The organism is Enterobacter sp. MG-EB028, assembly GCF_056673305.1.
Genome location: NZ_CP195079.1, coordinates 957,377 through 979,956, shown reverse-complemented (window position 1 = coordinate 979,956; position 22,580 = coordinate 957,377). Strand labels below are relative to the sequence as shown.

At 54.8% G+C, this 22,580-nt stretch carries 19 protein-coding genes; 15 read left to right on the top strand and 4 right to left on the bottom strand.

Features of this window, described 5'->3' with window-relative positions; genetic code table 11:
• Positions 1-354: 354 nt before the first annotated feature.
• Positions 355-2,184 (bottom strand): glycosyl hydrolase family 18 protein, encoded by a 1,830-nt coding sequence (locus tag ACR42C_RS04500; RefSeq protein ID WP_116341743.1) that lies wholly within the window; start codon positions 2,182-2,184, stop codon positions 355-357.
• Positions 2,185-2,588: 404 nt separating this feature from the next.
• Here ACR42C_RS04500 and gspG point away from each other — a divergent pair, with 404 nt between their 5' ends.
• The 13 genes from gspG (at position 2,589) to ACR42C_RS04435 (ending at position 13,334) form a co-directional block, all read left to right on the top strand.
• Complete coding sequence (gene gspG, locus ACR42C_RS04495) at positions 2,589-3,008, top strand: type II secretion system major pseudopilin GspG (protein ID WP_116341745.1); 420 nt, start codon at positions 2,589-2,591, stop codon at positions 3,006-3,008.
• A gap of 2 nt (positions 3,009-3,010) precedes the next feature.
• Positions 3,011-3,475, top strand: coding sequence for a lytic transglycosylase domain-containing protein (locus tag ACR42C_RS04490; protein WP_479984815.1), 465 nt, complete (start codon positions 3,011-3,013; stop codon positions 3,473-3,475).
• Positions 3,472-4,641, top strand: coding sequence for a type II secretion system F family protein (locus ACR42C_RS04485; protein WP_116341749.1), 1,170 nt, complete (start codon positions 3,472-3,474; stop codon positions 4,639-4,641). Before ACR42C_RS04490 ends, ACR42C_RS04485 begins: the two co-directional genes overlap by 4 nt.
• Entirely contained in the window at positions 4,641-6,260 is a 1,620-nt protein-coding gene (locus ACR42C_RS04480) for a GspE/PulE family protein (RefSeq protein ID WP_116341751.1), read from the top strand. Before ACR42C_RS04485 ends, ACR42C_RS04480 begins: the two co-directional genes overlap by 1 nt.
• Positions 6,244-6,960, top strand: a complete 717-nt coding sequence (locus tag ACR42C_RS04475) for a hypothetical protein (RefSeq protein WP_163330379.1) — start codon at positions 6,244-6,246, stop codon at positions 6,958-6,960. The genes ACR42C_RS04480 and ACR42C_RS04475 overlap by 17 nt, the downstream gene beginning before the upstream one ends.
• Positions 6,938-7,453 (top strand): hypothetical protein, encoded by a 516-nt coding sequence (locus ACR42C_RS04470; protein WP_166710205.1) that lies wholly within the window; start codon positions 6,938-6,940, stop codon positions 7,451-7,453. The genes ACR42C_RS04475 and ACR42C_RS04470 overlap by 23 nt, the downstream gene beginning before the upstream one ends.
• Positions 7,437-7,955, top strand: a complete 519-nt coding sequence (locus ACR42C_RS04465; RefSeq protein ID WP_163330377.1) for a hypothetical protein — start codon at positions 7,437-7,439, stop codon at positions 7,953-7,955. Before ACR42C_RS04470 ends, ACR42C_RS04465 begins: the two co-directional genes overlap by 17 nt.
• Positions 7,952-8,464, top strand: coding sequence for a hypothetical protein (locus tag ACR42C_RS04460; RefSeq protein ID WP_116341759.1), 513 nt, complete (start codon positions 7,952-7,954; stop codon positions 8,462-8,464). Before ACR42C_RS04465 ends, ACR42C_RS04460 begins: the two co-directional genes overlap by 4 nt.
• A gap of 92 nt (positions 8,465-8,556) precedes the next feature.
• Positions 8,557-10,350 (top strand): secretin N-terminal domain-containing protein, encoded by a 1,794-nt coding sequence (locus ACR42C_RS04455; protein ID WP_370552286.1) that lies wholly within the window; start codon positions 8,557-8,559, stop codon positions 10,348-10,350.
• Positions 10,350-10,826: a type II secretion system protein gene (locus tag ACR42C_RS04450; protein ID WP_061099126.1), complete on the top strand. Its 477-nt coding sequence runs from the start codon at positions 10,350-10,352 to the stop codon at positions 10,824-10,826. The genes ACR42C_RS04455 and ACR42C_RS04450 overlap by 1 nt, the downstream gene beginning before the upstream one ends.
• Positions 10,813-11,175: a type II secretion system protein gene (locus ACR42C_RS04445; protein ID WP_080442026.1), complete on the top strand. Its 363-nt coding sequence runs from the start codon at positions 10,813-10,815 to the stop codon at positions 11,173-11,175. The genes ACR42C_RS04450 and ACR42C_RS04445 overlap by 14 nt, the downstream gene beginning before the upstream one ends.
• A complete protein-coding gene (locus ACR42C_RS04440; RefSeq protein ID WP_479984814.1) occupies positions 11,162-11,650 on the top strand; it encodes a hypothetical protein in 489 nt (162 codons plus the stop codon). Before ACR42C_RS04445 ends, ACR42C_RS04440 begins: the two co-directional genes overlap by 14 nt.
• 127 nt (positions 11,651-11,777) lie before the next feature.
• A complete protein-coding gene (locus ACR42C_RS04435; RefSeq protein WP_479984813.1) occupies positions 11,778-13,334 on the top strand; it encodes a hypothetical protein in 1,557 nt (518 codons plus the stop codon).
• A gap of 2 nt (positions 13,335-13,336) precedes the next feature.
• Here ACR42C_RS04435 and ACR42C_RS04430 read toward each other — a convergent pair whose 3' ends face one another.
• Positions 13,337-13,918: a hypothetical protein gene (locus ACR42C_RS04430; protein ID WP_479984812.1), complete on the bottom strand. Its 582-nt coding sequence runs from the start codon at positions 13,916-13,918 to the stop codon at positions 13,337-13,339.
• Positions 13,919-14,274: 356 nt separating this feature from the next.
• Between ACR42C_RS04430 and ACR42C_RS04425 the strand changes: the two genes are divergently transcribed.
• Entirely contained in the window at positions 14,275-14,646 is a 372-nt protein-coding gene (locus ACR42C_RS04425; RefSeq protein ID WP_320719722.1) for a hypothetical protein, read from the top strand.
• A gap of 60 nt (positions 14,647-14,706) precedes the next feature.
• Positions 14,707-14,901: a hypothetical protein gene (locus ACR42C_RS04420; RefSeq protein WP_316380299.1), complete on the top strand. Its 195-nt coding sequence runs from the start codon at positions 14,707-14,709 to the stop codon at positions 14,899-14,901.
• A gap of 22 nt (positions 14,902-14,923) precedes the next feature.
• On the opposite strand, the gene ACR42C_RS04415 is transcribed toward ACR42C_RS04420, so the two are convergent.
• Both ACR42C_RS04415 and ACR42C_RS04410 read right to left on the bottom strand, forming a co-directional pair.
• Complete coding sequence (locus tag ACR42C_RS04415; RefSeq protein ID WP_316380298.1) at positions 14,924-15,184, bottom strand: hypothetical protein; 261 nt, start codon at positions 15,182-15,184, stop codon at positions 14,924-14,926.
• Between the two features lie 102 nt (positions 15,185-15,286).
• The gene (locus tag ACR42C_RS04410) at positions 15,287-21,991 is read right to left on the bottom strand and encodes an inverse autotransporter beta domain-containing protein (protein WP_479984811.1); all 6,705 of its coding nucleotides are present in this window, start codon (positions 21,989-21,991) and stop codon (positions 15,287-15,289) included.
• Positions 21,992-22,580 lie beyond the last annotated feature (589 nt).

Sequence of the window (22,580 nt, the reverse complement as noted above, 5' to 3'; positions counted from 1 at the left end):
CACTATCATCATTATTTTCTTGTTATGAACGATAAGTTATTGATATGAGGTGCTACTTATCGTGCTAATGATTAAGCAATAAACGAACCAATTTTGAATTGGTTCAAAATAGATTTTGAAAAACGACAGGAAATGAAGGGGTTACAGCAACGTATTGTTACAGATGCAGGCGGGTTCCGAAGACGGCAGAGACCAGAAAAGAACACAAAACGCACAAAAACAGTGCAATTATTGCACCAAAATAGCGCTTATGTTAATTTATTGCACTATAAATGATAACAATTAGTTAACAAAAAGTAATTGGTAAGTCGCGCTCACGCCTGAAAAAGGCCCCCTTGCGAGGGCCGGGAAAGATTAAGGTACAGGCTGCCAAAGCGTCGCAACCGCTGAAGGAGTCCAGTCGGACTGAGACGTATGACCCTGCACGCAGCGATACTGTGTGCCGTTATAGGTAACGATTTCTCCGGTCTTATAGCTCGTACCGACTTTCCACTCGCCTTCCGGCTCAGGCGTCACTGAACCCTCTTTCGTCGTGGCTTTAAGCGGCGCACTCGCAAGAGACTGATGACCTTTGGCATTTTCGGCGATTACCTGGTAGCTGTAAGTTGTTCCCGCGCGCAGGCCGCTGTCGGAAATCTGCGTTTCGCTCACGGTAAGCAACTCCGCACCATCGCGCAGTACGCGATATTTCACCGCCTTATCTACCGCATTCCATTTCACCGTCAGGCTGTTTTCCGTCGAAGAAACCAGGGTCAGACCGGTTGGCGCGCCCGGGCGTCCCTCTTCGACCTGGACGGTTTCAACCTCAACCACGTTGCTGCTTTCGGAAATATTGTTCGCTGCATCATGTGCTTTCACGCTGTAGCGGTACACCACACCACCGGTTTCAACCGCACTATCGGTCCACTGGGTGTCCGTTGAAGTTCCGACTTTTTTGTCATTACGGTAGATGTCATATCCCACCACGCCATGGTCATCGGTGGAGGGCTGCCAGGCAAGGGTGATCGTCAAGCCATTGTTCAGCACCTTCAGTCCTGTTGGTGCAGTTGGCGCGACGGTGTCTTGCGGGCGTTCGGGCGACATCAGGTCCGCGCGCTCTTTCATTTCATTGAAGTAGTCAACCTGCTGCGACATGGAAAGCTGCTGATCGTTTGAACCCAATGTCCAGATAAAGAAACCGCCATAGCCGTTCTGCGCCTGCCATCCCGCACGATTTACGTTGTTCTGCCGGCTCTCAACAAAGCGGCCTTCTGGCCCCCACTGGGAATTGATAGTCTGGCCGAGAACGATTTTACTCTTATCACCCACCGCCCGGGCGTAGTTGGCCATCGCCACGTCATACTTAAAGCGCGGGCCGGCGTCATAGGCCATGACGTTGAAGAAATCGAAAACGTTTTTCCCCTGCGTCAGCAGCGGCAGAACTTCGCCGTGGTGTGAAGAGCGAGCCGCCTCAACGAAGGAACAATTCTCGGTTACCGCGCTGTTTGCGCAGTTCTCCGGGTCAGCACCAACGTGATAGGTGGTCAGGCTCAGCAGCTTTTTGCTGCCGGACGCATTGAGCTTGCTACGAACCCGTTCAGCCAGATCCAACAGGTTTGCGTTTTCCTCTGGCGTGACGCGCTCGGGTTTTTCAAAGTCAAAATCGATGCCGTCAAGCTGAACGGTACCCGCCTTCTGGTAGTTCGCCATATTACATTTGCCTTGCCAGTCGGCGCTCAGGCATTCGCCGACCATCTCTTCCGGCTTCAGGTTCTTTTTATACACCGGGAAGTTGGTGTTCAGCAGATTCACCAGGTTCTGCGCCAGCGTTTCTCGCGTTTGCGCGTTATTCAGATAAGACCACATGGAGGAATAAGTCTCACCGCCGAGCGCCAGCATCATTTTTTTCTCCGGATGCGCCAGCTTCAACTGACTCCACACGACATAGGCTGGCGCATTAATGTACCAGGGATCATATTGTGGTACTGCAACAATATTATCTGAACTGGACAGCTTACCGCTTGCATCCCAGCCACCAAATGAAAGCAGGAACGTATCCGCTTTCACCTCTTTCATATCCTCAACGGACTCAACCGGAACCCCCCAGGAGGTCAGATAGGTGACCGCTCGCGGTGCCTGCGCCGCGAAAGCCGACTGCGCCATTAATGCGCTACCAATTAACAGAGATAATGTAAGTTTTTTCATCAAAGTTCCTTATTGCTTTGTGATGATAGTCCTGTGGATTACCTCTCAAATTGTCTTTTTTTTTAGCGCTGAGATCGTTGGGGATTAAAGAGTGGCGAATCAGGAATCCATCCGCGTTAAATAAGAAATTTCTTTTGCCAAAAAAAATCGCGTTATTCATATTTATTTGCTCGATGTATATCGAACACCATCAAAAACCTACGGCTTCACTCAGAAATATCTCTCGTATTTATAATAAATACCTCAACGACAGCCCGGGAAAATTCTCGCATCCTGTAAGACGCTTCTTTATTTAGTTTTCCCATCTTCACTAATTAAAAAAGATGGCATACCTGTGTGCCCTCTCTTTTTTCAGGGAAAATTCAGAAATTAATCACAACTTATATCCAATAAGGACGCTCTCAATGAAATACGCAACAAACGTGATGCGAAAACAGGGTGGTTTCACCCTGCTTGAATTGCTGGTCGTACTGATGATTATTGCGCTGCTGGCAGGGTTCGTCGGACCTAAGGTCTTCTCCAATGTCGACTCGGCTAAAGAGAAAACCGCCGCCCGACAGATGCGCTCACTTGCGGAGGCGCTAGGGCAATATCGCCTCGACACCGGCAGTTATCCAAGTGAAACGCAAGGGCTGAAAGCCCTGACTGAAAAACCGTCCAACGTACAAAACTGGAATGGCCCTTATCTCAGCCAGCATGTGCCGTTAGATCCCTGGGGCAATCCGTACCAGTGGCATAACCCCGCCCGGACAAAAGACGCTATTAATGAAGTCGAAATTACCTCCGGCGGTAAAGACGGTAAGCCTGTCACGTACGGGTTCTGAACATGCTGCGCCTGTCCTTATATTCGCTGTTTATCTTCAGCGTATTTTCCTGCCATGCCGATTGCTGGCAGCTGGCGGGAGAACGTTACGGTATTGAGCCAGAGCTATTACAGGCGATAGCGATAGTGGAATCCAACGGCAACACGCGGGCCATCAACAAAAACCGTGATGGCTCACTGGATGTCGGGCTGATGCAGATCAATAGCATTCACTTCGATGCGCTGCGTAAATTTCGTATTAGTCAAAAAGATCTGCTGACCGACCCTTGCCAAAGTGTCATGACCGGCGCCTGGATCCTGGCTGGTCAAATCCAGCGCTTTGGTTATACCTGGGACGCGGTGGGCGCATATAACGCCGGAACGGCAAATACGCCGCAGCGCCGCGCGCTTCGTCAACAATATATAAAAAAAGTGGCTCCGCATTATGCCCGCCTTAAAAGGCAGAGCCATACACTGTCGCCAAAATGAAACCATATATCGTCACCATCCTTCAGGGGGGGAAGCGCGTCAATCAAACCGTGCTTGCCGCGTCGCCTGATGATGCCAGCGCCCGCATTATTGCCGCCGGCGGCATCGTTTTGCAGGTACAGGAACGCCCTGCCCGCAAGGAGAAACGCTTTCCATTGAATCTGTTCTTGCAGGAGCTTATCGCCCTGCTGGAGGCCGGGCTGGTCGTGGTCGAGGCCGTCGAAGCGCTGCGCGAAAGCAGCCGCGACGGTGGCACCTCGCTGGTTCTGGATACGCTGGTTAAAAAGCTCTATGAAGGAGCACAGCTATCCCAGGCGATGATGGCGCTACCGGCGCTCTTTCCGCCTCTGCTGATTAATACCGTCGCCTCTTCTGAGCAAACCGGACACTTACCCGAAGCGCTAAAGCGTTTTCAGTTTTACGAATCAAGAATGGAAATTCTGCGCAAGCGGATTAAATCAACCCTGCTCTATCCGACGATTGTGATCGCCGCCGGCGGGATAATTCTGTTCTTTCTGCTCGGCTTTATTATTCCGCGTTTTTCCGTGGTGTTTGACGGGATGAAGAACCCGTCCGCCAGCGCACAGCTTATCCTCTGGTGGGGACGTCTGACGCAAACCCATGGTTCACTGCTGCTGGCCGGTTGTGCGGCAGCGGTTGCAGGCATCGTGATGGCGGTGCGTAGCCCGCGCCTGCGCCAGCGTGCGCTCGGTTTGTTGCTGCGCATTCCCGCCTTACGCCAGCAGCATCAGCTTTCTGTGCTGGTGCGTTTCTACCGCACGCTGGGCCTGCTGCTGCAGGGCGGCCTCCCCGCGCCTGATGCGTTAATGCTGAGCCGGGAGATCCTGCCCGCCACGCATCGTCAGCAGGTTGAACAGGTTATCCGCGACGTCGCCGCCGGCGAGTCGCTCTCCCGCATGCTGGAAGCCCAGCAGATGACGACTCCTGTCGCCAGCCGTCTGCTGCAGGTCGGCGAGCGCAGCGGCGAACTGCCTGCCATGTGCGAGCGGATCGCCGCTTTTTATGATGAATCGCTGGAACGCGCGATTGAAACCTTTAGCAAAATTTTTGAACCGATTCTGATGATGGTCGTTGGCGGCATCGTTGGGCTCGTCGTGTTTTTACTGTACATGCCCATTTTTGAACTGGCAGGAGGATTGCAATAATGTCTCACTCACCGTCTGTAGACCCCCTTTTCGACCTGCCGGACGAGCAGCGCTGTCAGGCCCTGGCGGAACTGCTGGACAGTTTCCCCGGCGCGTTAGAAGAAGCCGCCGGTTCCCTGGGGCTCACGCCGCTCTCACCCACACAGCTCGCCGACAGCGAAGAGGATTTCGAAGCCGTACCGTTGACCGAATCACTCAGCCAGCGGGCATTGCCGCTGCGCGTGAACGGTCAGCTCCACGTTGCGCTGGGCGATCCGTTTTCGCTGGCGCTGCGCCAGTGGGCCTATAACGTGAATGCGTTACCCGCGCTGGCTCCGCTTTCTCAGCTTAATGCCCGGCTTGATGAGCTCGCCAAACAGCAGCGCACGCTCGATCAGCTGGAACAGCAGCAGAGTGAAGAGAATAAAGAGGCCCGGTGGCTGGAGATCACCCCTGCGGCCATTGCCAGTGAACCCCATGCCGTCATTAAGCTGGTTAACGCCACGCTGTTTGATGCCCTGCAAAGCCGGGCCAGCGATATTCACCTTTGCGCCGTAGCGGATGGATTGATGGTGAAGTACCGCATCGATGGCGTCCTGCACAGCATTCGCCACTGCGCCGGGCTTCAGCAGGCGGAACAGGTGATATCCCGTCTCAAGGTATTGAGCTGTATGGACATTTCCGAACGGCGCACGCCTCAGGACGGACGCTTTAAGGCGTTAATTCTCCAGCGTCCCGTCGATTTTCGCGTGTCCATTATGCCGGGCGTGTACGGCGAGGATGCCGTACTGCGCGTGCTGGATAAATCACACGATCAAAACCTGCGCCTGGAGACGCTCGGCTTTGATGAGCACACGCTGGGCGCCATTCGTCAGTTAACCCATCTGCCCCACGGTATGGTGCTCGTCACCGGACCTACTGGGAGCGGGAAGTCCACCACCCTCTATTCGGCACTCAGCGAACTCAACAGCGGTGAATGCAAAATCATCACCATTGAAGATCCCGTGGAGTACCAGCTCAACAGCGTGCTGCAAATTCCGGTCAACGATAAAAAAGGGCTCACCTTCGCCCGAGGCCTGCGCGCCATTTTGCGTCACGACCCGGACATCATCCTGGTGGGTGAGATCCGCGATGGCGAAACCGCCGGCATTGCCGTGCAGGCGGCGCTCACCGGCCACGTGGTGCTCTCCTCGGTTCACGCCAATGACGTCTTTAGCGTACTGGAACGTTTTTTATATATGCAGGTCGAGCCCGCCAGCCTGATCACCGCCCTTAACGGCGTCGTGGCGCAGCGGCTGGTTCGCCAGATTTGCCCGGACTGTATTGATGACACCACGCCCACGGATGACCTTCTCGCGGCGTGGCAATCCGGCCCGCTACAGCAGCTTACGCCCCGCTGGCGTCGAGGGCGGGGCTGCGATACCTGCCGCGACAGCGGCTTTCGCGGCAGGCTGGCGCTGGCGGAAGTGCTGCATTTCAGTGATGCGATGAAAGAAGCAATGCTGGCGCGCTCGCCCCGGCGCAAGTTAAAGGAGGTGGCGCTGAATGACGGTTTTGTTCCGCTCTCAACCATCGCGCTGCGCGCCGTGGTCGAAGGCAAAACCACCTGGGAGGAGGTGAACCGTGTTATCACTCACTAACACCTGGCAGTGCGACATCTGGCCTCATGCCGTGCGGTTGCGCCGCAACAATGTGGTACTTGCCACGCATGAACGCCAGCCCGATCAGCCTCTGGAGGCCGCGCTCGAAACGCTGCTGCGCCTGCGCCCCGCCGCCTTACCGTGGCGTGACGCGGTGGAATTTCACCTCGATACCGACGATCTGACGTTTTTAATCCAGCCCTGGCATGACGGCGTGACCACACCGCAGGAGCTGCTCCAACTCGCCCGACAACAGGCGGTTCATCGCGCGAGTCCGCCCGTCGACTGGCTGGTGCGCTTCGAGACCCTGAACTGGCAGCAGTCGGCGCTGGCCGCGTGCCTGAAGCAACCTTGCTGGCATCTGCTTGGCGCGCTGGCGCGTCGGGAGCGGCTGCGTTTTCGCGGGGTTGTCACGCCGTTTCAAAAGCTGTTAAGCCACTTCGCCCGCGCCCTGCCGGAAAACGGCCTGTTTGTGGCGATGAGTCCCCACCATAGCCGGATTGCCAGCCGTCAGCATCACAGCTGGCGTGACGTCTGGACACTGACTCTTCCACAGCAGGAGATGGACGCCCAGCTGCGGGTTATCGCCCGGCTAAGCGGAATGCAGGAATGTCCAGGCTACGTCATTCATACCGACGGCGAGCATCACCAGGAAGTCGCGCTACAGGAGAGTCCACATGGCACCGCTGTTTACGCGTAGCACCCCGTGGGCCGCACGCACGCTGCTGTTAACCGGACTCCTCTGTTTACCGCTCGCCAGCGCCGTAGTGTATGGCCTGTTTGAGCACCAGCGCATTGAGCTGGAGACGTCGAAGGTACAGCAGCAGCTCGCCCAACGGCAGCAGGCTCTGCGCCAGCTGCGTGAAGCAGAGCAGCGCCGGTTGCGCATGTCTCAGCAGCTACAGGCCGTCCCACCAGCTATCAAATTGCTGGACAACATCGGCAGCGTGCTAACTCCTGATATTGCGCTACTGAGCATTGACGTCATTGCCAGTAAAGGCGATGCGCGACTGACGGTGAATGCAAGCAATCTTGACGCCCTGCTCGCCTTTAGCGAGCGGCTACAGCAGTTGCCCGCGCATGTGGTGCTGGAGAACCATCGCCAGTCGGCGCAGGGCGATCCTGCCTGGCCGATTAACGCGGTACTTGACGTCAAGGTGACGACGGAGGAGCACCATGCGGCTTCAGAATAAATCCGCCGTGCTGCGCTGGCAGGCGGCGTTGTTTGCCGGACGCATCGGAACGCTTCCGCTCGTGCTCGCCGGGCTTCCCGCTGGGCTGCTGGTGTTATGGCTTGGCGGCGTGCGGCCGCACACCATTCATTTGCAGGAGAACCTTGCCCGGATCCAGACGCAGCTACAAACCGCGCTGCCGCTGGATAAACAGCAGCCGGAACTCCAGAACCGCATCAGCCTCGGAGAATATCAGCAGGTCAGGCTCATTTTTGAGCAGCTCAGGAGCCGGGGAATGAAGGTGGACGCCAGCCGCTACCAGCTGGAAAACGACGACGGTAAAACCGCGCTACGGCTGGATATTCCGCTGCGCGGTGAATATCTGCCGCTGGTGGACGCGCTGGAAACGCTGAGCCGCACCCTGCCGTTACGCATTGAGCAGCTAAGCCTGCGGCGCGCCGGGCCATCGGAAAGCCAGCTCAGTGCCACCGTGCAGCTTCGTCTGTTGAAGGAGTCGCCATGAAACTGCCGCGCTATTTACAGCTCGCACTGGTGCTGACAGCCGGTGCTGTGTTCTGGAGCCAGTTTGCCGATGAAGAGATATCGCAAGCGCCGCCTGAGGTGCAGCCGGTCTCACGCCCGCGCCCCGCGCCGGCAAAGCCTGAGACGGCTCACCCAACGCGCGTCGATCTCTTTTCAACCCCACACAGCAGGGCGCAAGACGCGGCAGAAGAGCAGCCGGACAGCGATCGGCCTGAAGAGGCGATACCGACCGCACCGCCGCTACCGTTCCAGCTTCTCGGCGCCTGGTGGGAAAACCGTCAGAGGATCGTTGTGCTGACGGATGGCAAAGAGACCTGGCCGGTCTGCGAGCGCTGCAGAGCGGACGGCAGGATCTGGATCGGTAGCTCGCCGGTCAACAACTGGATTTTAAAAGCGGTGGCGAACGACCACCTCCTGTTTGAATGGCAGCCCACCCATACCCAGCAGCGGCTGGAACTGGATGAACTGCAATCGGAACCGACACATTAATCATGAAAAAAACAATTGCTCTCACTTTTTTGTTGTCATGCGCGCTACTGAGCGGCTGTGCACAACGTGCGGCGCCTCCGGCCCGGGAATCGGTGACCGCCTCGCCACAGGTACTGGTTAAGCGGCTGAAGGAAATAGACCAACAGCGCATCGCCAGTCCGCAGGATATTGCGCTTCGCGCCGAGCAGGCTGATATCAGCAAAAAGCTGGTAAATGACTACCTGAAAAATGCCGATCTCGCGGTGCGTCAGAACAACTACACCCTGGCGACGCAAATGTGGCGCGATGCGCTTACCTATGAGCCCGGCAATCTGCGCGCCCTGCAGGGGCTACGTAAACTCGATGCCCGTCGGGCGCTGGACGCGTTGTATAAGGAGGCGGTGGCTAACAGCACCCGCGACCCGGCACGCGCGCTGCACAAAATCCAGCAGGTGCTGGAAGAGGACCCTAACTGGCCACAGGCGCGCGCCCTGCGCGATCATCTGATGCGTGAGGTTTCACGGATCAACCAGCCGGAGCAGCGTCTGAACCGGGAGCTGCAAAAAACGATTGCGCTTAATTTTCGCGAGCACAGCCTGATGGCCATCTTTAACACCATCAGCCAGATGACCGGGGTCAATATCATCTTCGACAAAGATATTTCTTCCAGCACCACCGGCAGCCTTATCGCCAAACGCACCACTGCGGAAGATGCCATCAACGTGCTGCTGTTGTCGAATAACCTGCGGAAAAAAGTGCTGAACAGCAATACGTTGCTGATCTACCCCGCTACCGCGCAAAAAGAGAAGATCTATCGTGACGTGGTCGTCAAAACCATCTTCCTGGGCTACGCGAAAGCGAAAGATGTCAATGTCGCCCTGCGCAACATGGTCAAGCTGAAGGATGTGCACGTTGATGAGCGAACCAACTCCGTCACCCTGCGCGGACCAAAAGAGAGCGTGGAAAAAGCGGAGCGCCTGTTAGTGACGCTCGACCGGCCTGAAGCGGAGGTCACGCTGGCCGTTGAGGTGCTGGAGGTGAATACCAACGATCTTGAAGCGCTTGGCGTGAAGCTGCCGCAAACCATCAGCGCGGGTTTTGCCAAAAGTAAAGACGGTGATTTAAAGGGAAGTGGGATCCCGCTGGGCGACCTGAGCGCCAAAAATATCATGGTCGATGTCGACAATATGACCATTGACATGAAAAAGGTGTTGAGCAACGCCAGAGTGCTGGCAAACCCGCGGATCCGGGTGAAAAACAATAAAAAAGCATTGGTCGATATTGGTCAAACTATCCCGGTACTGACCACAACCGTCAACGACGGTATTTCGCAACAGAAAGTGGATTATCAGGATGTCGGCCTGAAGCTGGAAGTCACTCCGGAAGTCAGTATGGATGACAATATCTCAATGGAGGTGAAGTTCACGCTCAGTGCCCTGGGTGCCGAGGAACCCGGTGAGAACGGCGCAAAGTATTACCGCACCACGAAACGCGAAGCCAATACCACGCTCAGCAGTATGAACGGCGAGACCCAGATGCTGGCAGGGCTGATCAAGCAGGATGAAACCACGACCCAAAAAGGAACGCCATTATTAAGTGACATCCCAGGGCTGGGCCGCCTGTTTAGCAGCAATTCCGACAATAAAGAGCGCACGGAGGTCGTGCTGTTAATTACGCCGACCATCGAACGCAACCTCGATTTACCGGGAAGCCACGTCAGTACCATTGAGATGGGTAGCGACGATTTAACGGGCGACAGCATCCAGCTGCGCGACCTGCAGCGCGACGAGCCTGGCAGCGGGTTTACCGCACCGGCGCTTGCGCCGCCGGCTCATTTCCCTGACCGCGCGGCAACCCTGCCGCCACCGATCCTCGATGAGTCTGAAACGGAAAACGGAGCATCGTAATGCAGCGCCAGCGCGGTTTTACCTTGATTGAGATGATCGTCACGCTGGCGCTACTCGCCACGCTTGCCGCTGCCGCTGCGCCGCTGATGCGTAACTATCACCAGCGGCAGCAGGAGACGCAGCTACGCGAGTCGCTGCGCACGCTGCGCGATGCCATTGACCGTTATCACCAGGCAAGCGTGGACGGCATCATTGAGAAAAAAACCAGCGAATCCGGATACCCGCCGTCGCTAAAAAGCCTGGTGGAAGGCGTGCGGGATAAGACGTCGCCCACAGGCGCGATGATCTACTTTCTGCGCCATATTCCGCGCGATCCGATGTGCGATTGCGAGGGAAAAAATGATGAAGAGACCTGGCGGTTACGCGCATCCACACAGCCACCCGGCGATTTCAGCGGCGGAGGGAAAGACGTGTTTGATGTCAGCAGCACCAGTACGGCCAGCGGTTTGAATGGAGTGCCCTATGCGCAATGGTGAAAAAGGTTTTACGCTCATCGAGCTGCTGGTGGTGATGGCAATCATCGCGACATTGATGACCCTTGTCGCCCCACGATTTTTCCAGCACGCGGACAGAGCCAAAGAGGTGGTGCGCGAGCATAACCTGCATGCGCTGCGCAGCGCGATCGATCACTACCGCCGCGATCGCCTGGCGGGGCCGTACAGCCTGGAGGATCTGATCGAGGCCGGTTACCTGCGCCAGATGCCGCTGGATCCGATCACCAACCGCCGCGATATCTGGGAAGCGAAGACCGATGACGAAGGGCAAATTATTGACGTCGAGACGCCACCTAAACCCGGGCAGGATCATCCCGATGCGTTCGATTAAACAACAGGGAGGCTTTACCTATCTTTTGCTGCTGATTGCGCTCTCCACGCTGGCGTTGTCGCTGCTGAAAAGCCGCGACGAGGTGCAGATGCGTTATCAGGCGCAGCAGGAGGCTGAGCTTTTATTTCGCGGCGATCAAATCCGCGCAGCAATACAAGCCTACCGCGGCAACGGTGATGGCTGTTTTCCCGTGCGTTTTGAACAGCTACTTATTGATAAACGCGGGCGAAAACCGCTTTATCACCTGCGCCAGCAATACGCCGACCCGCTAACCGGGAGTAAAAACTGGGGAATGATCCTCGACCCTCAGGGGCGATGGATTGGCGTGCGCAGTCTCGGAAAAGGTACACCACGGAAAAAAACCGGCTTTCGTCACGATCCAAAACAGTTTGCCAAAGCCAAAACGTATTACGACTGGAAATTTCAGGTAGAGAGCGATCCGCAGGCCCCGCTGCCTGCGTCCTGTGGTCGCTAATGGAATAATACGGTGTTAGACACAATATCATAAAAATATATCTTTTTCTTACCAGCGGGGCCATGGCGGGCATGTTATTGATCGTCACTCTGGACGTGCGGAAATACACAAACTGGAGAGTGCGTATATGCCAAAAAAACGACTGGCTTACCTTCTTATTTCACTGGCCGTGGGATCTCAAAGCATCCTTCCTGTATTTGCAGGCGAGCAGGCAATAACGGTAAATAATCATGCAACGAATACCCCACTGGAGGTCGCTGATAATTATCTTAATCAAAATAAAACGCAGGAGACGGTTGTTATAGAAGATGCGGCGCTGCTTGATGTCCATATCTCGTATGCTAACCTGCCCGCCGATGCGATAGTGGAAATTGCAGGTAAAAATAACAACGAAGTTTACCGTTATGCGGCTGAGAAAATTCTGAGCGGCTCAGATGAGCACCATGTCAGTTTCGATGCATTATCCATCTTTGGTGATAGCGTAACGGTACGGTTGTTAGCTGCCGATGGTTCTGCACTTCCCTCTTCCCGACAGGCCGAAATTGCCTTCCAGGTCAGGGGCGAGCCAGCGCTTCAGGATATGTCATTGTTTAATATCATTCCGGGTGACAAAAACCCGCTCCCGCACTCCTGCTTTAAAGACTCACCTTTTATCTATAACTATACAAAACCCGTCGCGGTGATCCGCGATACCTATGACCGAGAAAAACCGCATTACAATACCGGATGGCGCATCGGCGAAAAAGGGGTTGATGGTGACCTGCTGGTATTGAGCAGTTTCCCGTTAAAAGAAGATAAAAAGGTGAGAACCACAGAGGTCTGGTTTGTTCAGGAGGTTGAGGTCAATCCAAATGATTGCACCAGTTATCAGATAAAGAAAACGGCCAAAGTGAAAGCGTTTGGCAAGTCATCCAGCAGAGACGGTAAATATCGTTTATTGTCGTTAGATTTTGCGGGGGATAAAGCGCAGGAAGATTTCGTCAAATCACTGGGTTATTTAGGAATTGATCCAAGAGATGAGACGAAGGCTAACGACATTGCCACCCAAAAAACCGAATTTTATCTGCCGCAGGCGCAGTTTAAAAAAGATAATGCGCGTTTGTATGCTGCAGTGAATAAGTCAGATGGCACCCACTGTGCTATTGAGCTATACGACCGCGAAGCGGGTCAGTTCCGGCATCGTTGTAGCACATACAACAACGATATGGGTAATAAGAACAACCCTATGAAGCCGGGCGTAGGTGCGCCGTTGATCGATAACTACACGCAGCGCGTTCTGGCGCTCAGTACCAGCGGTGAGCTGGTGAATGGTTATAACCAGGCAATGCCGATTGCCCGGATCTGGCCGCAGATTAAAGCATTCTTTCCTGACGGCGCGATTCCCGATACGTCTTTTATCATCAATGACCAGGTGGCTGCCGTCCAGAAATCATTGAAAGGTTATGCGAGCGTCAATGTGGCGCAGGTCATTCCGGATCCGGGCTCCATACCCGATGTTTCCCAGTTTGCATGCAAATGGTGGCTACCCGCAGGGGTTAAAGCATCCGAACCCAACCCGGAGAGCAGTACAATGTTACTCTATGAAAAAACTGGCGCTGTTACCGACCCGCTAATGGCCTGGTGTGATATCAAAGGTGGGGAGCAAAAATATCGACCACAATGGGTGATGACCGCCATTCCATAAGACTATGACGCGTCAGGCAACACGCTTTTGAGATGTTGCCTGACGGCTTTGTTAGCTTTTTGAATACGATCGTTTTTTATCTGAATCTCGTTACTCTCAAGGACGCAGAGCGCATTTTGCTCCCCACCCTGAAGACGATAAAGCTGGTTTTCTGTTAAGGAGTCCAGCGAGGGACAGATGACCTCTTTTTGTGAACCCGGCTCAGCCAGCGCGTAGCTAAACTTCACTTTCAGGTTATCACCGTGGCGAACGCCCTGTTTTTTCCATGTGCCACTGTCCCCGGTAAACATTCGGATCCCGTTGGGGATGATCGAGCTGCCGGCAGCAAAAAAATCGCTCCCGTTAACAGAAAAATAGGGTCGCAGATTTAAAGATGAATCATTAATAATGGTGACCACGGGAGAGTTAACGAAACGGTAATTCTTTTTCTTATAACTACAGTTTTTACCGTTTGCCTGTAAGTTGACGCCGTTTTCTTCGTTACCAAACCAGACATGGGTAATAAAATCATTATTGTTACCCTCTTCATAGATAGCATTATAAATCCTGATTTTCAGATGGTCAGGATTTTCAATGTTGATCATACGCGCGTAATCACTGGCACATCCTGATGCTGTGAAAAAAAATGCTAAGCATTGCTAATGCTAAGACTTTCGATGTCCTTTGTCATGAAAAAATCCTCTTTGAAAAAAATAAAAATTACAACTTTGCACAACACTGACCATATCTTAATGTGCCAGTCAGTAGAACATGGCTCTGAATAATATCAGCAGTTATTTATTATTAGCTCATAGACAAAGAGAGGATTCTTAATAATCACAATACCAATCCCATCTTATTTTGTTCTGAGTAATGAATATAATGCCTTGCCAGCCTTTAGTCTGGAATAGTAGCCTTGAAAGCCATCTCATATTTTGTACCATGATGAGCGAGACAAAAGATGGATCATTCAGTTAAACAACCCCCTGAAAAAATTCGGGTTTGCGTGCGAACAAACTCTTTTTTATTTGAAAAAGGGCTTGCAGAAATTGCACGTTATTACTTTATCGCCAGAGATAAAATACTTTGCATTATTGATGCCGACACGTTTGGCACGAAGGTGCATCTGGTGAAGTATCTGGAGTTCATCAGAAGAATTAAACCCGACATGCTTGTTTTGATTACAGGTCATCACCCCCGAAGCGAACAGCATGCATGGTATGTAAAAGCAAATGAATCCCTTTCGGGCTGGTGTGAAACCATCGACGCCATGAACTTTATGCGACCCAATCTCGACAGCATTATCGATTTTTACAGAAGGCAACATGACTGAAACGCTTTTGCAAACGGAGGACTAAACGTGAAGTTAAGTTTTTGTATCAGGACGAATATTATGGCGAAGATGGCCGATGTCACTGAAGCTGAATTAGTTTATGCGCTGATGACGACAGGTGAGCTATTCGGCGTGAAAATACCGGCACCGTTACCCGGCAGGCATAACGCAAAGACGCGTCGTTTTGATTACAAAGAAGCGTTGGATTTTGCTGAAGAAGTGAAAATTGCCCGAAGCAGTAATAATCAGCTTTGAAAGCGAATTAAAAGCCATGCCTTTAACCGTTAGATGTATCAAGCCACTCATAATATTGACAACAGCATTGCCCGCAGGGCTGAGCGTTTTCCTTCAACATTGAAAGTGCCAGATAAATCACCTCAGCATACAGGCAATCATCAATACGCCTGGCATACTCAAGTTTTTTACTCAGGTAATGACTGAGCGAAACATGATCAATATTAATACCCTGCAAGGATAAATGCGTGGCTGCATCACCGATGAGTAGTGATGCTTGCTTTTCAGGATAAACATTATTCATGAATTTTATCCCTGTGCTCCGTAAACAAATATTCGACAGGTAGGATTCAGGGGGGCTTATGCCCCCCTGTTTACAAAAGTACCTCAGAAAGAATTAACCTACTTACCAATCACAGGTACTTGATCCCGTGTTTTTAAACGTTTTTGATTCCGTCTTACCTCTGATACCGTCTTTATTTACTGGCGTCACATACAGTGTGACCTCACCCCAATAGCCTAAAGTAACGCCTTGTACGTTGGAAACGACGGTGCTTCCCCATTTCCACTGAAATATAGTGTTGCCTTCAGATGCTCCGCCATTAGCATTATAAGTGTAGGTTGCCGTTATTCTGTTACAGGCCCCGGTTTTGCCGCTGTATCCCAAATTTGTAACGAAAGGCACGGGCTTAGATCTTATGGTAACAGCATTACTAAAGACCTCATTGCCGGACTCAGGTTGCCCTGAACCTTTAGGCTTTACGGCTACCCGCACGTCATAGCCCGCATAGCTGTCCGGCAGCGTAAACGTTTTTGCCGTGCCGCCTGCAACATTTCTCCACGTTTGACCATCCCTCCACTGCCACTGCCTGGTGGAGGCATCCGAACCCGATCCGTTTGCCGTGAAGGTATATTCCGCGCTCAGCGTCTGCCCCACCTCCGGCGTGCCGGAGATCCTCAGCCCCACCACAGACGGCACGCCATATACCGCTACCGCCGGGCTATTCTGTACCGTTCCGGGCAGCAACGGCTGGCCAGCGCCCTTCGGCGTTACGACGACCCGCACGCTGTAACCCGCATAGCTGTCCGGCAGCGTGAACGTGCTTGCCGTGCCGCCTGCGGCGTTCTTCCATGTTGCCCCGTCCTGCCACTGCCACTGGAAGCCGGAGGCGTCCGTACCGGCCCCGTTTTCCTTGAAGGTGTATTCCGCCCTCAGGGTCTGCCCCACCTTCGGCGTGCCGGAAATACGTAGCCCCGTTACTACTGGCGCACCATAGGCTGCCATCGGCGGACTTTCCTGTGCCACACCGGTCAGCAACGGGTGACTGCTTCCCTTCGGCGTTACCACCACGCGCACGCTATAGCCCGCATAGCTGTCCGGCAGCGTGAACGTACTTGCCGTGCCGCCTGCCGCATTCCTCCATGCAGCACCGTCCTGCCATTGCCACTGGAAGGTGGACGCATCCGTCCCGGCCCCATTTGCCTTGAAGGTGTATTCTGCCCTCAGGGTCTGCCCCACCTTCGGCGTCCCGGAGATGTGCAGATCAGTTACCGAAGGCGCACCATAAACGTCTACCGCCGGGCTGTTCTGCACCGCGCCGGGCAGCGACGGCTGAGTACTGCCTCCCGGTACTACCGTCACTTTAATGCTGTGCCCAGCATCCCCGGCCTGAAGGGTATATTCCCGATCCGTTGCCCCCTCAATCGGCATCCAGCTGGTTTTCTCGTATCTCCCCCAGATGTAGGTAGACGCATCTGCACCGGTACCGTTCGCCGTAAAGGTGTAATCCGCTCTCAGGGTCTGCCCCACCTCCGGCGTACCGGAAATACTCAGGTTCGTCACCGTCGGCGCGCCATACGCATCTACCGCCGGGCTATGTTGTGTCTCGCCCTGCAGCTGTGGCTGACTGCTGCCCTGCGGTATTACCGTCACTTTAATGCTGTAACCTGCATCTCCGGCCCGCAGAGTATATTCCCGGCCGGTTGCCCCCTCGATCGGCATCCAGCTGGTTTTCTCGTACCTCCCCCAGATATAGGTAGAGTTATCCGTACCGCTTCCGTTTGCCGTATAGGTGTATTCAGCCCTGAGGACCTTACCCACCTCCGGCGCGCCGGAAATCCTCAGATTCGTCACCGAAGGCGCCCCAAAAGCGTTCACCTCCGGGCTGCTCTGTACCGTCCCGGTCAGCATCGGCTGGCTGCTGCCCTTCGGTATTACCGTCACTTTAATGCTGTAACCCGCATCTCCGGCCCGGAGGGTATATTCCCGACCCGTTGCCCCCTCGATCGGCATCCAGCTGGTTTTCTCGTACCTCGCCCAGATATAAGTTGAGGCATCTGTACCGGTTCCGTTCGCCGTGAAGGTGTATTCTGCCCTTAAGGCCTGACCCACCTCCGGCGTGCCGGAAATCCTCAGATTCGTCACCGAAGGCGCCCCAAAAGCGTTCACCTCCGGGCTGCTCTGAACCGTCCCGGTCAGCGTCGGCTGGCTGCTGCCCTTCGGTATTACCGTCACTTTAATGCTGTAACCCGCATCTTCGGCCCGAAGGGTGTATTCCCGATCGGTGGCCCCCTCAATCGGCATCCAGCTGGTTTTCTCGTACCTCGCCCAGATATAGGTTGAGGCATCCGCACCGGTTCCGTTCGCTATGAAGGTGTATTCTGCCCTTAAGGCCTGACCCACCTCCGGCGTGCCCGATAGACGCAGATCTGTCACCGAGGGCGCGCCATAAACATCCTGTGCGGAGCTATGCTGGACCGCGCCGGCCAGCGTCGGCTGGCTGCTGCCCTTCGGTATTACCGTCACTTTAATGCTGTAACCCGCATCTTCGGCCCGGAGGGTATATTCCCGATCGGTGGCCCCCTCGATCGGCATCCAGCTGGTTTTCTCGTACCTCGCCCAGATATAGGTTGAGGCATCCGCACCGGTTCCGTTCGCCATAAAGGTATAATCCGCTCTCAGGTTCTGCCCCACCTCCGGCGTGCCGGAGATACGCAGGCCCTCCACCGCTGGGGCGCCGTACGCCGCCACCGCCTGGCTCTCCTGTACCGTCCCGGTCAGCGACGGGTGACTGCTGCCCTTCGGCGTCACCACCACCCGCACGCTGTAACCCGCATAGCTGTCCGGTAGCGTGAAGGTTTTTGCCGTTCCGTCTTCAGCATTTTTCCATGCTTCCCCCTCCTTCCACTGCCACTGCCAGGTGGAGGCATCCGTACCGGCCCCGTTTGCCGTGAAGGTGTATTCCGCCCTCAGGGTCTGCCCCACCTCCGGTGTGCCGGAGATATGCAGGTCTGTCACCCACGGTGTGCCATAAACCTCAACGTCGGACTCACCTTTTTTCCCGTTAACCGTGGCGCTCACGGTGACGGTTCCACCGGTCTTTTTCGTGGTGACGGTCATCGTTCCCGCGCCTTCCGCGCCGGTAGCAGCGCTGGCCTCTCCCCGGCTTACCAGCTCCGGTTTGTCGATATCCCAGACAATCGCCTCGCCGACTACCGCACGGCCAAAGCGGTCCTTCGCCGTGGCGGTGTAGGTAATGGTGTTCAGCCCGTTCGCCTCTACGCTGTCCGCGCTGGCGCTCACCGTCACGGTCGATGCCTTCCCGACCACCGGCTCCGTTTTCGACGACGCCTTATACCCCTCATTTTTGTCCGCGTTGGTGGCGGTTACCGCCACAAAGAGGGTTGCCCCCGCGTCCTGCTCCGTCAGGTGATAACTGTCCGACGTGGCACCGTCGATCGCGCCACCGTCACGATGCCACTGGTAGCTCAGCGTCACCTCGCCGCCGCCGTTTTGCTCCACGTCCACCTTTTCCACGCTTACCGTGTCGCCGACCTTCAGCCCGGCGGTTTTGTTCAGGGTGATGCTTTTAATTGTTGGAATCCCTTTCAGCACCGCGCCGGACTCGCCTTTTTTACCATTGACCGTGGCGCTCACCGTGACGGTTCCGCCGGTCTTTTTCGTGGTGACGGTCATCGTTCCCGTGCCTTCCGGATCGGTAACAGCGCTGGCTTCTCCCCGGCTCACCAGCTCCGGCTTGTCGATATCCCAGGTAATCGCCTCGCCCACGACCGCACGGCCGAAGGTGTCCTTCGCCGTGGTGGTGTAGGTGATGGTGTTAAGCCCGTTCGCGTCCACGCTGTCCGCGCTGGCGCTCACCGTCACGGTCGATGCCTTCCCGACCACCGGCTCCGTTTTCGACGACGCCTTATACCCTTCATTTTTGGCCGCGTTGGTGGCAGTTACCGCCACAAAGAGGGTCGCCCCCGTGTCCTGCTCCGTCAGGCGATAACTGTCCGACGTGGCGGCATCGATCGCGCCACCGTCACGATGCCACTGGTAGCTCAGCGTCACCTCGCCACCGCCGTTTTGCTCCACGTCCACCTTTTCCACGCTTACCGTGTCGCCGACCTTCAGCCCGGCGGTTTTATTCAGGGTGATGCTGCGGATAATCGGGTAACCGTTGAGCGTCAGCTGCGTCGTTTGTTTTTTGCCGTCGATGTCGACCTCAATTAGCGCATTGCCCCCCGCTGATGCGGTCGTAAACGTGGCCGTCGCTTTGCCATCCGCATCCGTTTTTTCAATCGTTTTACTCAGCGCGCCAAACTGCTGCGTGATGAGGGTCCACTTCACGGGAACCTCCGACACGCTATTGTTGTGCTCATCCAGCGCGATGGCGGTTAGAGTAGAGGTACTGCTGCCATTGGCATTCAGCGTATCTGGCGTGCCTTTCAGCTCGACATGATCCACCTTCCCGACATTCACATTGATAGTCTTATGCTCATCACCGGCGTAGACTTTCACCTGCGATGGCGCTTTTTCAGGCACCACGACGGTTGCACTGACAATACCGCGCTCATCGCTGTCTCCGGTGGGCGCTTCCCGGAACTGGCTCCCTTCAATCCGCCAGGCGATAGCCTGTTTACGGCTGATAACCGCGTTATCAAACCGGTCATACAGTTGCGCGCTGACGGTTTGATCCGCGCTGCCAGCAACCGCGTTTTCCGGGACTTCCAGCACCACTTTTGCCACCGACCCCGGCTCAAGGCTTACGGGATCGGACGGGCTACTCACGGTATCCACCGTGGCATTCACCACCCACTTATCTGCTGTTTTTTGCGGCGCGGTGAGCGCGATGGACGCTCTTCCCTCGCTATCCGTTTTGCCGCTCAGGGTTTCACCGTTGCTGCTCCACGTAACGTTTTTTTCAACCGTCAGAGGCTTACCATCCTGATCGGTAACTTCAATAGTGAACGTATTTTCCGTGGCAACTTCTGCACGCCCGGGAGACGCCACGAAGCGGATGGCAAGCGGGTGGGCAAAATCGACAACCAGCGCCATCTTCTCCTGCTGAACACTGTTATCACTGGCTTTGCTCTGGATCCCGGCAGGCGGGATCAACGAGGCCGTGATTTCATCCTCGCCATCCGCCATGATGTTTTCTATTTTGACCAGCGCCTGACCGTGCTCATCGGTGCGTACGCTGTTTTGTGACAACGAGCCAAGCGAGTTCCTGCTCTGCCAGTACACCATCTGATCGGTCAGCGGAGAGCCCTGACCGTCTTTTACCTCGGCTAATAGCAGCAACGCACCGTGACTTTCTTCGAAGAACTTCACGCTGCCGTCACGACGGATCTCGCCCGGTGAAAGCAGATGATCGATACGCAGGGCGGTTATCGTTGCGCTACCGGAAACTTTCGCCGCCCCACTCTCCCCCGCGATCCCTTTTTTGTTGACCGGCGTGACTTCGAAGATCACGCTTCGGGCCATATCACGCGTTTGCACCTCATACGTGGCACTCCCTTCCTTCAGCGTCTCGCCTGAATCTGCGTCATACCAGCGCAGCCGGGTTTGCTCGGGATCTTCATCTTCCCCTTCATTGGATTTATAGAGGTAACTTCCCTCCAGGATCTTGCCGGGTGACATGTCCCCTTTAATGGCAACGCCTTCAACGGAAGGGGCAAAATCCCCCGGCGTTACGGTCAGGTGATAGCTGGCGGAACTTAGCACGTGCTCCGGATCGACAGGTGACGTTTCCGTCGCGGTGATGGTGACATCGCCCCGATGCGTTGGGTTCACCAGACCGCTGCCCGGCTCCACGGTCGCGATCGTCGTGTTGGAGGAGATGTAGCGAATGACGCCCCCCTGCCCACCTTTCACCACATGAAGCAGCGGCACGCCAGCCTGCGTGGTTTTTTCCGTAGGGGTGAAATAGAGGCGTCTGTCTTTTTCTTCCTGCTTATAGGCAAGAACGATGTTGTTATTACGGGTAACGAACTCTGTGCGGGACTGCATCAGCGATGGTAAAGCCGCCGCATTTTCACTTGCCAGCATTTCGGAGAGTTTGCGGCCAAACTCCCAGTGGAAATTGAGTCCCACAGAGAAGTTATCCCGCTGCCCGCTAATCATGCTCTGCTCCGCGCTGACCCCTACCAGCGGCACAGGTTGCCACTTAAGCCCGAGGTTAAGCCCGTGAGGATTGCGGCTGGCCTCGCTGCGGCTGCCGTTAACGTCTACTTTGTCGCCATACCACTGGAACCAGCCCATTTTGAGCGCGACGTGCTGTGAAAGCGCCGTCTCAAGATTGAGATCCCAGCCGCGGGCGGCACGTTCATACAGTTCATAGCGGTCGGGATCGTCATTAAACATGCTGTCGTCAGAATGACGCCAGCCGCTCAGGGGCAGGTAGTAGTTCGCTGACGCACGAATCCCATCGCTCCACAGCTCGGCGCCCGCCCCCATTCGGTTATGGTGGCGCGTGACATCCTGATCGAAAAAGAGGTTTCCACCCGCCATCAAATGCGGGTTAAAGGTATGTCGCCAGCCCAGGCCAACGTTAAGGATATCGCGCTCGTTCCAGCGGTGTGCGCTCATCTGAGTGAACAGAATGTCGTGTTGCCAGATTTTAACCGGCCACAGATAGTCCAGCCCAAAATCGCGACTATCGCTCCCGCCAATACCGACATCTGCCGTAACGCGGGCTTTCCCGCCGGTATGGTTTAACCACGCTTCCACCTCCTGCGTTAATGCGGCATTTACCTCGCTGTTTGCCGCGCCGCGCAAGGCATCACCCGCGCCGTTTTGTTGGGCGCTTCCCCATATACCGGCCATTTTATCCCGCAGGGGTTGATTGCTTTCGCTTTCAACGGTCGCACGGGTTTCATTTTGCGCCCGCGCGACGGGAGGGACCGTAAGCAAAAAGATGGAAAATAAATAATGTAAGAGGATTACCCACACGGATAATTTTTGACGTAAAGAACAATATGAAACACCGGGCATTGTGACGCATCCCTTATTAATTAAACTCCCTGGTTAGTGATATTAAGTTCCAGATAATTCTTAAACTCCATACAGCACTCAGGAGATGTTCATGAGATTTTCCGTTCCTCATTAAATTCAATACTTATGCATTGATGATTAACAACTTTTTCAGCCCACCTCATAAATCCATCAGCCAAATTTCAGCCTTATATTTTCCGGAGCAGGAAATTCTCTACACGGGCCAGACATCTCGCAATTTCATCGCTGACCTTCTTCTTAAGGGGAATTTCCCCGCATGGCAGGATGGTTCCCGCAATACTCTGGATGGCATTTTATAAGGACGATCGTTGACATGAATAAAACTGGACTGGCCCTGCTAATTTGTGCACTACTGAGTGCCCCCTCTTTTGCGCAGAACTCCGTCACGCATGAGCAAGCC